General features: G+C 72.9%; 12 protein-coding genes and 1 pseudogene. 2 read left to right on the plus strand and 11 right to left on the minus strand.

Annotation, left to right across the window (positions count from 1 at the left end; all coding sequences use genetic code 11):
- Positions 1 to 175 precede the first annotated feature (175 nt).
- A complete protein-coding gene (locus AB0C73_RS11900) occupies positions 176 to 1,537 on the plus strand; it encodes a lamin tail domain-containing protein (protein ID WP_362528044.1) in 1,362 nt (453 codons plus the stop codon).
- Here the strand turns inward: AB0C73_RS11900 and AB0C73_RS11905 are convergent.
- From AB0C73_RS11905 to AB0C73_RS11930, 6 genes are all read right to left on the minus strand, one after another.
- Positions 1,504 to 2,226, minus strand: coding sequence for a lysophospholipid acyltransferase family protein (locus AB0C73_RS11905; RefSeq protein WP_362527776.1), 723 nt, complete (start codon positions 2,224 to 2,226; stop codon positions 1,504 to 1,506). The two genes, AB0C73_RS11900 and AB0C73_RS11905, sit on opposite strands and share 34 nt — an antisense overlap.
- A gap of 111 nt (positions 2,227 to 2,337) precedes the next feature.
- Positions 2,338 to 2,847 (minus strand): hypothetical protein, encoded by a 510-nt coding sequence (locus tag AB0C73_RS11910; protein WP_362528046.1) that lies wholly within the window; start codon positions 2,845 to 2,847, stop codon positions 2,338 to 2,340.
- Between the two features lie 134 nt (positions 2,848 to 2,981).
- On the minus strand, positions 2,982 to 4,160 hold the full coding sequence (locus AB0C73_RS11915; protein ID WP_362527778.1) for an ROK family glucokinase: 1,179 nt from the start codon (positions 4,158 to 4,160) through the stop codon (positions 2,982 to 2,984).
- A 212-nt stretch (positions 4,161 to 4,372) separates the two neighbouring features.
- A complete protein-coding gene (locus tag AB0C73_RS11920; RefSeq protein WP_362527780.1) occupies positions 4,373 to 5,182 on the minus strand; it encodes an ATP-binding cassette domain-containing protein in 810 nt (269 codons plus the stop codon).
- On the minus strand, positions 5,179 to 6,234 hold the full coding sequence (locus AB0C73_RS11925; protein WP_362527783.1) for an ABC transporter permease: 1,056 nt from the start codon (positions 6,232 to 6,234) through the stop codon (positions 5,179 to 5,181). The genes AB0C73_RS11920 and AB0C73_RS11925 overlap by 4 nt, the downstream gene beginning before the upstream one ends.
- On the minus strand, positions 6,231 to 7,250 hold the full coding sequence (locus AB0C73_RS11930; RefSeq protein ID WP_362527785.1) for a sugar ABC transporter substrate-binding protein: 1,020 nt from the start codon (positions 7,248 to 7,250) through the stop codon (positions 6,231 to 6,233). The genes AB0C73_RS11925 and AB0C73_RS11930 overlap by 4 nt, the downstream gene beginning before the upstream one ends.
- Positions 7,251 to 7,487: 237 nt before the next feature.
- Here AB0C73_RS11930 and AB0C73_RS11935 point away from each other — a divergent pair, with 237 nt between their 5' ends.
- Positions 7,488 to 8,495 (plus strand): Gfo/Idh/MocA family oxidoreductase, encoded by a 1,008-nt coding sequence (locus AB0C73_RS11935; RefSeq protein WP_362527786.1) that lies wholly within the window; start codon positions 7,488 to 7,490, stop codon positions 8,493 to 8,495.
- A gap of 35 nt (positions 8,496 to 8,530) precedes the next feature.
- Here the strand turns inward: AB0C73_RS11935 and AB0C73_RS11940 are convergent, their stop codons facing one another.
- The 5 genes and pseudogenes from AB0C73_RS11940 to allB all read right to left on the minus strand — a co-directional run bounded on the left by AB0C73_RS11940 (position 8,531) and on the right by allB (position 13,453).
- On the minus strand, positions 8,531 to 9,712 hold the full coding sequence (locus AB0C73_RS11940; protein ID WP_362527788.1) for a cytochrome P450: 1,182 nt from the start codon (positions 9,710 to 9,712) through the stop codon (positions 8,531 to 8,533).
- A 9-nt stretch (positions 9,713 to 9,721) separates the two neighbouring features.
- Positions 9,722 to 9,898, minus strand: a pseudogene (locus AB0C73_RS11945) (LuxR C-terminal-related transcriptional regulator); the annotation flags it as partial.
- Positions 9,899 to 9,936: 38 nt separating this feature from the next.
- On the minus strand, positions 9,937 to 10,875 hold the full coding sequence (locus AB0C73_RS11950; RefSeq protein WP_362527790.1) for a DMT family transporter: 939 nt from the start codon (positions 10,873 to 10,875) through the stop codon (positions 9,937 to 9,939).
- Between the two features lie 125 nt (positions 10,876 to 11,000).
- Positions 11,001 to 12,116 carry an allantoicase gene (gene alc, locus AB0C73_RS11955; protein WP_362527792.1) on the minus strand — a complete coding sequence of 372 codons (1,116 nt, stop codon included), beginning with the start codon at positions 12,114 to 12,116 and terminating at the stop codon, positions 11,001 to 11,003.
- On the minus strand, positions 12,113 to 13,453 hold the full coding sequence (gene allB / locus AB0C73_RS11960; RefSeq protein ID WP_362527795.1) for an allantoinase AllB: 1,341 nt from the start codon (positions 13,451 to 13,453) through the stop codon (positions 12,113 to 12,115). The genes alc and allB overlap by 4 nt, the downstream gene beginning before the upstream one ends.
- Positions 13,454 to 13,748 lie beyond the last annotated feature (295 nt).

Below are 13,748 nucleotides of genomic sequence, written 5' to 3' on the forward strand. Positions count from 1 at the left end.
GTTCGACCGGCGTTCACACGCCGACCGGGCGGCTGCCGACCGGCGTTCGGCATCGGCGGGGAGCCTCGTCTCGCCCCAGCCGCCGCTCCTCACCTCCCCAGGACGGACAACCGTGCCCGACGTACGCACTCTCCTCCGCCGCACCCCCCTCCGCCTCGCCGTCGCCGGCTCCACGCTGGCCGCCGCCGCGGCGCTGCTCGTGCCCGTGGCCCACGCGGCTCCGGCGGACGACATCCGTGTCAACGAGGTGGTGACGACCGGCGGCGTCAACGACTCGATCGAGCTGTACAACAAGGGCACGGCGGCCGTGGACGTCTCGGGCTGGATCCTCAAGGACGACAACAACAGCTCCAAGTTCACCGTGCCGTCCGGGACTTCGCTCGCCCCGGGGGCCGTCCGCGCGTTCGACGTCTCCGCGTCGTTCGGTCTCGGCTCCAGCGACAAGGCCCGCCTGTACCTGCCCGGCGGCAGCACCCTGGTCGACAGCTTCACCTGGACCAGCCACTCCGCCCCGTCCTGGTCGCGCTGCCCCGACGGCACCGGCGCCTTCCGCCAGGCGGCGACCATGACGCTCGGCGCGCTCAACGACTGCGGTACCTCCGGCGGCGGTTCGGACCCGGTGGCCTGGCCCGGCGGCAGCTCCGTGGCGACGGCCGACGGCTCCAACGTCTTCGGCTCGGACCTGAGCGGCCTGTACGAGGAGGGCTCCGTGCTGTGGGGCGCCCAGAACTCCGGCAAGCTGTGGCGGCTCGTCCGTGACGGCTCCGGCGGCTGGAGGCCCGACACCGCGAACGGCTGGACCTCCGGCAAGACCCTGCGCTACCCCGGCGGCAGCGGCGCCCCCGACAGCGAGGCCGTCACCCTGACCGCCGCCGGCGCGGCGGGCGGCGCGTACGTCGCCACCGAGCGCGACGGCGACGCGTCCGGCACCAGCCGGCTGTCCGTGCTCCGTTACGAGGTCGGCACCGGCACCGGCACCGGCCTCACCGCCACCAAGGAGTGGAACCTGACCGCCGGCCTGCCCGCCGTGGGCTCCAACGCCGGTTTCGAGGCGATCACCTGGATCCCCGACGCCACCCTCACCGCGGCGGGCTTCAAGGACGAGTCGACCGGCGCGGCCTACGACCCGAGCCGATTCGGCGCACACACCGGCGGCGTGTTCTTCCTCGGCGTCGAGGGCACCGGCACGGTCTACGGCTACGTGCTCGAGGACGGCGGCACCGCCACCCGCATCGCCACGATCGGCAGCGGCATGTCCGGCGTGATGGAGCTCCAGTGGGAGGCGCAGGCCGCGCGGCTGTGGGTGGTCTGCGACGACACCTGCTCCGGCCGGCACCGGACGATGAAGATCGGCACCACCGGCAGCTTCGCCCTGGCCGCCGTCTACAACCGCCCGACCGGCATGTCCAACCTGAACAACGAGGGCTTCGCGCTCGCCTCAGCCGACGAGTGCGTCGGTGGTTCCAAGCCCGTGTACTGGGCCGACGACAGCAACACCGGCGGTCACGCGATCCGCAGGGGCACCGTCACCTGCTGAGCCGTCCCCCGGCCCGTCCCCTGATCCGTCCCGAGGCCGCCGCCCCGCTCACCGAGCCGGGCGGCGGCCTCGCGCCATGCGGCCGTGACGGCGTCGTGGGCCTGGGCGGTACGGGCCGGGGTGTCGCCGCTGAGGGTGAGCGGCGCGCCCACGTGGACGTGCAGGTCCGGGCGGCGCAGGGGTGCGGTGACCAGGCCGGCGAGCTGCTTCGCCGTACCGCCGGAGACGACCCGGCGGGCGCCGGCCTGGCCGACGGGGACGAGCGGGGCGCCGGTGCGCAGGGACAGACGGGCGATGCCGCTGCGGAAGGCCTCCGGGGGCGCCTCGGCGGCGTCCCTGCGGCGGGGCAGCCCGCCTTCGGCGTAGATCAGTACGAGCCGGCCGGCGGCGAGGGCCGCCGCCGCGAGGTCGAGGGATTCGGCGGCCCGTTCGCTGCCCCGGTGGACCGGGATGTGGCCCTCACGGGCGAGCGCGCGGCCGAGCCAGGGCAGGCGCCAGAGGCCCGCGGTGGCGGCGACGACGGGTTCGGCGCCGAGCCGGTGCAGCGCGGCGAGGACGATCGCCGGGTCGGCGAGCGAGGTGTGGTTGGCGACCAGGATGCTGCCGGGCGCGAGGTCGGTGTGCGGGTCGGTGGTGACGCGGAGGCGTCCCACGGCCGGTACGAGCTGTCCGGAAAGGCGGCTGAGCATGGGGTCCCCCCGAGGTCGGCGACGTTCCTGCCGCCATGCTCGGTCCGGGCCGGCCCCGGCGTCCTGAGTCGTGCTACTCAGCCCGCGCCCGCGCCGTACCTCCTCAGGTCCTCAGGGGGAGGTCGTCGACACCACGTACACGCGCGGGAAGGCGGGGTCCGACAGGTCCACCGTGATGTCGGTGTGGGGGCGGGGCCGTTCGCGGGTGATGGTGGTGCCGGACCAGCCGTGGCCGGGGGTGAAGTTCCAGCCGACGATGTCGGCGTCCCGGGCGGTGATGCTCACCTCGCCCGGCTTCAGGGCGGCGCGGCTGCCGCCGCTCTCGGCGAGGAAGGTGTCCAGGCCCGCGGCGGTGGTCGTGAAGTGGACGTAGAGGCGGCTGGTCTTCCAGTTGCTGGTCTCGTAGTAGGCGACGTGCCAGGCGCCGTCCGGGATCGGGATCTCGAAGACGCGGCGCTTCATCAGGGAGGGCCGGTTGTCCTGGAGGCCGACGGCGGAGGACTCGCGCTCCTTGTCGCGGCCGCTGTCGCGGCTCTGGCCGGCGGAGATCGCCAGATAGCCGGCCGGGACGCCGATGAGCAGCACGATGATCAGCAGCGTGAGCACGCGCCGGCGCAGCATGTGGCCGCGGTCCTCGGGCAGCCGGCCCTCGGGGGCTCGGCTCTCGGGGACTCGGCCCTCGGGCGTCCCGGGCGCGTGCTCGGCGTGTTCGGTGTTCTCGGAGCTCTCGGGCGGCAGGGTCGGGTGGGGCACGGTCATGAACGGGGGTCCTGGGGGGTGGTGCGGGAGCTGCGGTCGGTGGTGGCGCCGCGCAGCACCTGCGCGTAGCGCCCGTACCGCTCGTAGCGCTCGACCCGCCGGCGGTTGGCGCGCCGGAAGCGGCGGGCGACGAGCCGGGCGAGGTCGGCGGCGCCGACCATGCCGGCCTCGGGACCGAGCTGGGCGCGGGCGATCCGGGCCTCGGGACGGTAGCCGCGGCCGGTGAGATGGCGGCGGAAGGCGTCCCTGGCGGGGCCGATGAGCAGGTCGTCGGCGGCGGAGACGCCGCCGCCGATGACGAAGCAGGAGGGGTCGAGCGCGGCGGCCAGGTTGGCGAGGCCGACGCCGAGCCACTGGCCGATGTCCTGGAGCAGCTCGACGCACATGGCGTCGCCCTCGCGGGCGAGCTCGGTGATGAGGGGGCCGGTGATGTCGGGGACGTGGCCCTTGACCCGCTCGATGATCTCGTGCGCGACCGGGGAGTCGGCGGCGGCCAGCTCGCGGGCCTCGCGGACCAGCGCGTTGCCGGAGCTGTACTGCTCCCAGCAGCCGCGGTTGCCGCACGGGCAGCGGTGGCCGCCGGGGACGACCTGCATATGCCCGAACTCGCCGGCGACCCCGTACTTGCCGCGCTTGACCTGGCCGTCCTCCAGGATGGCGCCGCCGATGCCGGTGCCGAGGGTGATCATGACGAGGTGGTCCTCGCCGCGGCCGGCGCCGAAGCGCCACTCGGCCCAGGCGGCGGTGTTGGCGTCGTTGTCCACCATGACGGGGACGGCGAGCCGGTCCTGGAGGGCGTCCCGGAGGGGCTCGTTGCGCCAGGCGAGGTGGGGGGCGAAGAGCACCCGGGCCCGGTCGGCGTCGACCCAGCCGGCCGCGCCGATGCCGACGGCGTGCACGTCGTGCCGGTCGGAGAGGTCCAGGACCAGCTCGACGATGGTGTCCTCGACGACCTTGGGGCTCTTGGACTTGTCGGGGGTCTCGGTGCGGACCTTCTCCAGGATGTTGCCGTCGGCGTCGACGACCCCGGCCATCACCTTCGTACCGCCGATGTCGATGCCGACGGTCGGCACCCGGGGCGCGGTCAGATGCGAGCGCCGCTCCCGGGTGCCGACGGTCCGCAGGACCGTGCCGCGAGCCGAGCCACGGTGCGTGAGGTCACGGTAGGTACTCATCGGCTCGATTCTGCCAGGTGGGGTGTGAGGTCCGCGTGATGAACGGGTCAGGGCCTGTGCGGCGGATCAGGGCCGGATAGGCCGCGGCGTCTGGTGCGGTGCATCGCAAGGCGCCGGAGCGTCTCGATAGCGGAGCTATCGGGGCGCTTCGGGAACGCGGCGAGGTGCCGTGCCAGGCGTCGCGGACCCGGCCCTGATCCGCCGGACAGGCCCTACGGACCGGAGGGGCGTTCCAGCTCGTGGCGCAGGTCCTCCAGCTCGCTGCCGCCGGCCATCTGGCGGGTCAACTCGTCCAGGGTGATGGAGTCCTTGGTGTGGCTGCCGGCCATGACGCCGCGCTTCAGCAGCACGAAACGATCACCGACGAGATAGGCGTGGTGCGGGTTGTGGGTGATGAGGACCACGCCGAGGCCCTGGTCACGTGCGGCGGCCACATACTTCAGGACCACCCCGGACTGCTTGACGCCGAGCGCGGCGGTCGGCTCGTCGAGGACGAGCACCTTGGCGCCGAAGTGGACCGCCCGGGCGATGGCCACGCACTGCCGCTCGCCGCCGGAGAGGGTGCCGATGGGCTGGTCGACGTCGCGCAGGTCGATGCCCATGCGCAGCAGCGCCGTACGGGTGGTCTCGCGCATCAGCGGGACGTCGAGGCGCCTGAGGGGGCCCTTGCCGCGAGTGGGCTCGGAGCCCAGGAAGAAGTTGCGCCAGACGGGCATCAGGGGGACGACGGCGAGGTCCTGGTAGACGGTGGCGATGCCGCGGTCCAGGGCGTCGCGCGGGTTGGCGAGGGTGACCTCCTCGCCCTCGATGCGGAAGGTGCCGGCGTCGTGCCGGTGCAGACCGGCGACGATCTTGATGAGAGTGGACTTGCCGGCGCCGTTGTCGCCGAGGACGCAGGAGATCTCGCCCGCGTTCACCTCCAGGGAGACCCCTTCGAGGGCGCGGATGTTGCCGTAGTACTTGCTGACGTCGTCGAGCTCGACGAGCGCGGGAGACGCGGGGGTGGTGGTCTCGGTCGTCACTTGGTGGCCTCCACACGCTTGCGGATCCAGGCGTTCAGAAGCGTGGCGAGCAGCAGCATCGCGCCGAGGAAGAACTTGAACCAGTCCGGGTTCCACTCGGCGTAGACGATGCCCTTGCCGGTCATACCGAAGATGAAGGCGCCGACCGCCGAGCCGATGGCGGAGCCGTAGCCGCCGGTGATCAGACAGCCGCCGATGACGGCCGCGATGATGTAGATCAGCTCGTTGCCGACGCCCTCGCCGGACTGCACGACGTCGAACGAGAAGAGCAGGTGCTGGCCGGAGATCCAGGCGCAGAAGGCCACGCCCAGATACAGGCCGATCTTGGTCTTGTAGACCGGGACGCCGACCGCGCGGGCGGCGTCGGCGCCGCCGCCGACCGCGAAGATCCAGTTGCCGAAGCGGGTGCGCAGCAGGATCCAGGTGGCGACGGCGACCAGGGCGAACCACCACAGGATGGTGACCTTGAGCTCGACCCCGCCGACCGTCCACTGGGAGGCGAAGAGCTTCCGGGCGGACGGGAAGCCCTCCATGTCGGCGATCGACTTGGTGGAGACGGTGCCGCTGATCAGCTTGGTGAAGCCGAGGTTCAGCCCGGTCAGCATCAGGAAGGTGCCGAGGGTGATGATGAAGCTCGGCAGCTTGGTGCGGGTCAGCATGAAGCCGTTGAAGGCGCCGATGGCGAGGGTGACGAGCAGCGAGACGCCGACGCCGACCCAGACGTTCGCGGTCATCTGGTAGCTGAACATCGAGGAGATCAGCGCCGAGCTGGTGACCAGGACGCCGGCCGACAGGTCGAACTCGCCGCCGATCATCAGGAGCGCGACCGGCACGGCCATGATGCCGATCGTGGAGGCCGCGTAGAGCACCGTGCCGAGGCTGGAGGCGCGCAGGAAGCTGTCCGCGACGATCGAGAAGAAGACGAAGACGGCGATCGCGCCGACCACCGAGCCGAGCTCGGGGCGGGCGAGCAGCTTCTTCAGCGGCGAGGTGCGCAGGAGTCGTTCGTCGACGTGGTCGAGGCCGTCCGAGGGCGGGGACGCCGCGCTCATCGGGTGCCCCGCTCGGTGTACTCCTTGAGCGCGCCGGCCTGGTCCTTGGTGATGATCTGCGGGCCGGTGAGCACCGGCTTGCCGCCGCCGAGGACGTCGGCGTTGTAGCGGTAGAGCCAGAGCAGGTCGACGGCCTCGTAGCCCTGGAGGTAGGGCTGCTGGTCGACGGCGAAGCCGAGGGTGCCGGCCTCCAGGGCGGTGGCGACCTTGGCGTTGAGGTCGAAGGTGTCGACCTCGGCCTTGCTGCCGGCGCTCTTCTTCGCCTGGACGGCGGCGTCGGCGAACGGCGCGCCGAGGGTCACGACGGCGTCGATGGACGGGTCGGACTGGAGCTTGGCGAGGATGGAGGCCTGGACGTCGGGCATGTTGGTGCCGTCGACGTAGAGGTTCTGCAGCTCGCCGCCGAAGGTCTTCTTCGCTCCGGCGCAGCGCTGCTCGTGGCCGACGTTGCCCTGCTCGTGCAGGACGCACAGGGCCTTCTTGCGGCCCCTCCGGTCGAGCTCGTCGCCGACGGCCTCGCCGGCCACGGTCTCGTCCTGGCCGATGTGGGTGAGGGCGCCGAAGGCCTTGGACTGGTCGGCCCCGGAGTTCACGGTGATCACCGGGATGCCGGCCTTCACGGCCTTCTCGACGGAGGCCTTCATCGCGTCGGGCTTGGCGAGGGTGACGATGATGCCGTCGACCTTCTTCGCCACGTACGAGTCGATCAGCTGGGCCTGCTGCTGCGCCTCGTCGCTGTGGGCGTAGAGGAAGTTGATGTTGTCCTTGACGGCGGCCTGCTCGGCACCGTTCTGGACGATGTCCCAGAAGGTGTCGCCGTCGCCCGAGTGGGTGACCATGGCGAAGGTCCAGCGGGGGGTGTTCACGGCCGCCCTGCCCTGGGCGGCGGCCGCCTTGCGGGCGTCCTCCGCGCGCTTGCCGCCGGTGCTGCTGCATCCGGCGAGCGCGGCGGTCAGCGCCACCGCGAGCACGGCGCCGACGGCCGCGCGTACCCCTCCTGTGCGAACCCTGGTCACGAGACCGTGCCCTCCTTTGTGTCCTTCTGCGTGCATTGCAGTATCGGTCATGGGGGTCGCGCCGATCTTCAGCGGGGCCCGATCCCGAACGGACGGCCTACCCACGGGTGAGCCGTCGGAAGCACCGGAGCGCCGCCGGCGGGGCGTGCGGCGGCTGGGGCGCCCCGGGGGCGGGGGCCTGTCCGGTTGGCCCGGGGCTTCCTTGACACCCGCGGCGATCCGAACGACCTTGGGGCCATGCGGATCGGACTGGTCGGGACGGGACGGATCGGCGGCTTCCATGCCGGGGTGCTCGCGCGGCATCCGGAGGTCGACGCGCTGGTACTCGCCGATGCCGACGCGACACGGGCCGCGCAGGTGGCCGGGGCGCTCGGGGCGGAGGCGGCACCGGACGCCGAGGCACTGTTCGGGCACCACGCGCTGGACGCGGTGGTGATCGCCTCGGCGACGGCCGCGCACGCGGAGCTGATCGAGCGGGCCGCGGCGGCCGGGCTTCCGGCGTTCTGCGAGAAGCCGATCGCGCTGGGGATACCGGGGACGCTCGGGGCGCTGCGGGCGGTCGCGGCGGCCGGGACCGAGCTGCAGATCGGCTTCATGCGGCGCTTCGACGCCGGGTACCGGGCGGCCCGGGAGGCCGTCGGCGCGGGGCGGCTCGGCCGGGTGCACACCGTACGGACGGCGTCCTCCGACCCGGCGCCGCCGCCCGCCGCGTATCTGCCGCTGTCGGGCGGTCTGTTCCGGGACTGCATGGTGCACGACTTCGACATCGTGCGCTGGGTGACCGGGCGGGAGGTCGTAGAGGTGTACGCGGCGGGGTCGGACGCGGGGCCCGCGATGTTCCGCGAGGCGGACGACGTGGACACGGCGGCCGCGCTGCTCACGCTCGACGACGGCACGCTGGTGACGGCCACCGCGACCCGGTGCAACGGCGCCGGCTACGACGTACGGATGGAGCTGGCCGGGGAGTTCGCCCAGCTCGCGGTGGGCCTGGACGAGCGCACCCCGCTCGAGTCGGTCGAGCCGATGGGCCCGCCGCCGCCCGGGAAGCCCTGGCCGGGTTTCCTGGAGCGGTTCGCCCCGGCGTACGAGGCGGAGCTGGACGCCTTCGTACGCCTGGTGCGCGGCGAGCGCGGGAACCCCTGCGACGGCGCGGAGGCCCTGGAGGCCCTGCGGGTCGCGGAGGCGTGCGAGCGGTCCCGCCGCGAGCGGCGGCCGGTGCGGCTCACGGAGATCCCCGGGCTGTAGGCCGTGTCCGGTGGCCCGTCCTGCGGGTCAGCCGGTCACCACACCACCGGCAGCCGCCGGGTGCCGCGGATCAAGAGGCCCTGGATCCACTCGTACGGCGGTGCCTCGGGGTCGAGTTCGAGCCGCGGGAAGCGCTCCAGGAGTGACCGGACGGCGATCCGGCCCTCCAGGCGGGCCAGCGGGGCGCCCAGGCAGAAGTGGATGCCGTGGCCGAAGGCGAGATGGCCGCGCGGGTCGCGCCGTACGTCGAAGCGGTCGGGGTCCGGGAAGCGGCCGGGGTCGCGGGCGCCGGCGGCGAGGCCGACGAGGACGATGGCGCGGGCGGGGATCACGGTCCCGGCGATCTCCACGTCCTCGCGCGCGAAGCGGTACGTGCCGGTCTCGACCGGCCCGTCGTAGCGCAGGCTCTCCTCGATCGCCGCGTCGACGAGGCCGAAGTCGGCGCGCACGGCGGCGAGTTGACCGGGATGGCCGAGCAGCAGCCGGACGGTGTTGGCGATGAGGTTGACCGTGGTCTCGTGGCCGGCGATCAGCAGCAGATAGCCGAGGGCGCGGAGTTCGGGCAGCGAGAGCCGGTCGCCGTCCTCGGCGCGGGTGGCGATGAGCGCGGACAGCAGGTCGTCCTGGGGCCCGGCGGCGCGCTTGTCCTCGATGAGTGCGTCGAGGTAGCCGCCGAAGCCCTCGACGGCCTCGCGTTCGCTCATCGTCCCGTTCGGCGCGACGAGTTCGTTCGACCAGCGGCGGAAGGACTCGCGGTCGGCGGCGGGCACGCCGAGGAGTTCGCAGATGACGGTGATGGGCAGCGGGAAGGCGAGGGAGTCGACGAGGTCGGCGCGGCCGGCCGGGGCCATCGCGTCGAGCAGTTCGTCCGTGAGCTCCTGGACGCGCGGGCGCAGCGCCTCCACGCGGCGGCCGGTGAACTCGCCCGCGACGAGCTTGCGCAGACGCGTGTGGTCGGGCGGGTCGACGCTGAGCAGGTTGGGGCCGATGACCTCGGTGTCGAGGGGGACGAAGTCGATGACCTCGGCGGGGTTCTTGATGAACCGCTGGTCGGCGAGGGCGGCGCGGGCCTCCTCGTAACCGACGATCAGCCAGGCCGGGATGCCCTCGGGGGTGATGACCTCGTGGACCGGACCAGAGGCGCGGAGTTTCGCGTAGTAGGGGTACGGGTTCGCGGTGAAGTCCGCGCCGTACTCCCGCAGATCAGTGACCGACATCGGCTCAGACTACGCACGGTCCTCGTCGCCCGGCAGGTCGAGCAGTCCGGCGTCGTGGCCGAGCAGCGCGATCCGGACACGGTTGTCGAGGCCGAGTTTGGCCAGAATCCGCGAGACATGGGTCTTGACGGTGGGCACGCCCGTGTGGAGCGCGGCGGCGATCTCGGCGTGAGGCCCTGTCCCGAGCCGGGGACGGGCGGGACGGGTCCGGCGGGGGCGGGGTGTCACCCCTTGGCGCGGTTCGGGTCCCGGTCGGCGGCGCGGCGGCCCCAGCCGGTTCCGGCGAGGACAAGGACCGCGCCCGCCAGGCCGAGCGCGCCCGGGCGGTCGCCGGCCAGGGCGATGCCGGCGGCCGCGGCCCACAGCGGTTCGGTGCCGAGGAGCAGGCTGACGCGGGACGGGGAGGTGCGGCGAACGGCCCACATCTGCACGAAGAAGGCGAAGAGGGTGCAGAGGACGGAGAGGAACAGCAGCCCCGCCCACTCCCCCGGCCCGAAGTCGGCGGCCGCCGCCCACGGCGTGGCGCCGGTGCCGGGCAGGGCGGCCAGGACCGCGAAGACGGCGACGGCGGAGCCGAGCTGGACCGTGGTGAGGGAGAGCGAGTCGGCGTTCCGGACGGCCTTGATCCGGGACATCGCGAGCACATGGACGGTACGGGCCAGGGCCGCGAGCAGCATCAGGAGGTCGCCGAGGGACGGCGCGGTGAAGCCCCCGCCCTGGGTCAGCAGGACCACGCCCGCGACGGAGAGCGCGGCGGCCCCGAGGAAGGCGCGGGGCGGACGGACGCGGCTCACGGCCGCCTCGGCGAGCGGCGTGAAGATCATGGTGAGGCTGATGATCAGGCCCGCGTTGGTGGCGGAGGTGTGGACCACGCCGTACGTCTCCACGAGGAAGATCCCGGCCAGGATCAGCCCGAGGACGGCGGCCCCGCGCCACTGCGCCGCGTCCAGGGTCCGCAGCCGCCGCCACCCCGCCGCGACGAGCACCGGCAGCACGATCGCGAAGCGCAGCACGAGCACGGCCAGCACGGTGTGGGCGCTGGTGATGCCCTTGGCAGCCAGGTAGCTGGTGCCCCAGACCACCGCGACGAGCAGCACGGGCAGGTCGGTGAGCCAGGCGCGGCGCGGGGCGCCGAGGGGCAGCGGGGCGGCGAGCGACGACATCGAGTCTCCAACTCAGGGGGGTGCGGTGGAGACTTCGGCGGCTCGCACACGGGGGTGCGAGCACCGTACCGGCGCGCGGCCGTTGGTGGCTACACCTTTCCTCTGGGCCGCCTCGGCCCGGAACGTCAGCCGCCCAGTTCCTGGTGGCGGGCGGTCAGCCGCGCCGCGCCCGCCTCGGTGAGCGAGCCGTGGAGGCGGAGGCGGGAGATGCCGCCGTCCGGGTAGATGTCGATCCGGACCCGGGAGCCGACCGCCGGGGTGTCGAGCACGAAGCGGTGGTCGGTGTCGGGCTGGAGGCGGGTCCGGGGCAGGATCTCGGTCCAGTCGTCGGAGCCTTCGGCGGCGACCGAGAGCGCGGCCCAGCCGGCGCTGTTGCCCTTGAGGTACGCGGTGTCGATCTCGACGGCGCGGATCTCGGACTCGGCGGCGAGGCGGTAGCGGATCCAGTCGTTGCCCTTGTCGCGGCGGCGCCGGGTCTCCCAGCCGTCGTCCATCTTGCGGGAGCGGCCGGGCTGGGTGGTGTTGGTGGCCGGGGAGTAGAAGCGGTCGGAGGCGTCCTCGACCTGGCCGCCGTTCTCCAGGGCCGCGAGGTCGAAGGTGCCGAGCACGCCGAGCCAGGCCGGATCGGGGGCGACCTCGCCGTACACGCGGAGGCGGGCGATGCCGCCGTCGGGGTGCTGGTTGACCCGGAGGTGGGTGAAGCGCTGCTCGACGGCGACGGCGAAGCCGTTGGCGGCGTGGCCGCCGATCGCGGTGCGCGGGACGAGGGGCGTCCACTTCACGTCGTCGGCGAGCAGTTCCTCGGGCGAGGGCGAGCCGGCGACGGAGGCTCCCTCGACGGACACGGCCTGCGGGTAGTTGCCGCGGAAGTGGGCGGTGTCGACGACGATGCCGCGGATCACGCCGGGGGCGCCGAGGCGTACGAGCGCCCAGTCGTGATCGTCCTCGGTGGGATGGGGCTGCGCGGCGGAGACACCGCGCCGGCGGCGGGTCTCCCAGCCGTCCATGATCTTGCCCTTGTGGCCGAAGTGCTCGGGGTCGAACTCGGCGGCCCCGGGCTTGAGCAGGTTCTCGCGCTCGGCGAAGAACTCGTCGTTGGCGGCGATCACCCCGGCGCCCAGGCGCCGGTCGGCGAGGTCGGCGTACCGGGTGAAGGGGAAGTCCGCCGTGCGGTAGTCGGCGTACGGGTCGCCTCCGCCGTAGGGGCCGGCGTCGCCGGTGAAGCTCGGTATCGCGGTCACGGTCGGTTGTTCCTCTCCAGGAGACGGCCGGTGGGCTCGGTGAGCGTGCCACGGGCGTTGATGCGTTCGCCGCGGAGCCAGGTGGAGGTGACGACGCCGTGGAGGGTCTTTCCGGCATACGCGGTGACACGGTTGCGGTGCTGAAGCCGAGCGGGGTCGACGGTGAACGTCGCGTCGGGGTCCAGGACGGCGAAGTCGGCGTCCCGGCCGGGCTCGATCGCGCCCTTCTGGGTGAGTCCGGCGAGGCGGGCGGGGTTGGCGGACATCCAGCGGGCGAGGTCGTTCAGGTCGTGACCACGGCGCCGGGCCTCGGTCCAGACCGCGGGCAGCCCGAGCTGGAGCGAGGAGATCCCGCCCCACGCGGAGGCGAAGTCCCCGGTCTTCAGATCGGCGGTGGACGGGGAGTGGTCGGAGACGACGCAGTCGATGACCCCGTCGGCCAGGCCCTGCCAGAGCGCGTCCTGGTTGGCGGCCTCGCGGATCGGCGGGCAGCACTTGAACTCGGTCGCCCCGTCGGGGACCTCCTCCGCGGTCAGGGTCAGGAAGTGCGGGCACGACTCGACCGTGACCCGCACGCCCTCCGCCTTCGCGGCGGCGATCGTCGGCAGCGCGTCGGACGAGGACAGGTGCAGGACGTGGACGCGGGCGCGCAGTCGCCGGGCCTGCGCGATCAGATTCCCGATCGCGGTGTCCTCCGCCACGCGCGGGCGGGAGGCGAGGAAGTCCGCGTACTTCGCGCCGGGCTTCTGGGGCGCGGCATCGAGCTCGTGGGGGTCCTCGGCGTGGACGATCATCAGGCCGTCGAAGCCGGCGATCTCCGCGAGGGAGGCGGCGAGCCGGTCCTGGTCGAGCTGCGGGAACTCCTCCACCCCGGACGGGGAGAGGAAGCACTTGAAGCCGAAGACTCCGGCGTCGTGGAGCGGGCGCAGGTCCTTGACGTTGTCCGGGAGCGCGCCGCCCCAGAAACCGGTGTCGACATGGGCCTTGGGGCGGGCGGTGTCCTGCTTGATCCGCAGGTGCTCCACGGTCGTGGTCGGGGGCAGGGAGTTGAGGGGCATGTCGAGGAGGGTGGTGATGCCGCCGGCCGCGGCGGCGCGGGTCGCGGTCCAGAACCCCTCCCACTCGGTGCGGCCCGGGTCGTTCACATGCACATGGGTGTCCACCAGGCCCGGGAGTACGACGTCATGGCCGACGTCCTCCAGACGCGCCCCGGCCGGCACCTCGGCGTCGTACGGCAGCACGGCCGCGATCGTGCCGCCCGCGACGGCGACCGACGCCGCGCGCGTCCCCTCGGGCGTGACCACACGCGTCGAACGCAGGACCAGATTGACGTCCACCCGTACCCCTATCCCTCTTCCTCGTCCGAACTTCGTTGCTTCATTCCACGACCGAACTTCAACGAACTGTTGAAGGAGTGTGCGTCCGGGACGACAGGCCGTCAAGGGTTCGTTTCCCGCGTGAGACGCCGCCGCACCACACTTGGATGTTTCCATGAAGTGGAATGCCGATTTCGTACAGTAGAACGTAGCTCCGCACATGCGGGGCGGACCAGGACCCCTCAAGGCAGCCGCCGACCTGGGACAAACACCCCCCTGACCGGCCCGGACGCCGGGACCTGGGCCGTGTGCCCGG

Source organism: Streptomyces sp. NPDC048623, from assembly GCF_040650755.1.
In the GTDB taxonomy this organism is placed as follows: Bacteria; Actinomycetota; Actinomycetes; order Streptomycetales; family Streptomycetaceae; genus Streptomyces.

What these genes read in the sequence shown, in the direction of transcription:
- AB0C73_RS11950 (WP_362527790.1), bottom strand. Translation starts at nt 10,875, where the DNA reads ATGTCGTCGCTCGCCGCCCCGCTGCCCCTCGGCGCCCCGCGCCGCGCC.
- AB0C73_RS11910 (WP_362528046.1), bottom strand. Translation starts at nt 2,847, where the DNA reads ATGCTGCGCCGGCGCGTGCTCACGCTGCTGATCATCGTGCTGCTCATC.
- AB0C73_RS11940 (WP_362527788.1), bottom strand. Translation starts at nt 9,712, where the DNA reads ATGTCGGTCACTGATCTGCGGGAGTACGGCGCGGACTTCACCGCGAAC.
- AB0C73_RS11915 (WP_362527778.1), bottom strand. Translation starts at nt 4,160, where the DNA reads ATGAGTACCTACCGTGACCTCACGCACCGTGGCTCGGCTCGCGGCACG.
- AB0C73_RS11905 (WP_362527776.1), bottom strand. Translation starts at nt 2,226, where the DNA reads ATGCTCAGCCGCCTTTCCGGACAGCTCGTACCGGCCGTGGGACGCCTC.
- AB0C73_RS11925 (WP_362527783.1), bottom strand. Translation starts at nt 6,234, where the DNA reads ATGAGCGCGGCGTCCCCGCCCTCGGACGGCCTCGACCACGTCGACGAA.
- AB0C73_RS11935 (WP_362527786.1), top strand. Translation starts at nt 7,488, where the DNA reads ATGCGGATCGGACTGGTCGGGACGGGACGGATCGGCGGCTTCCATGCC.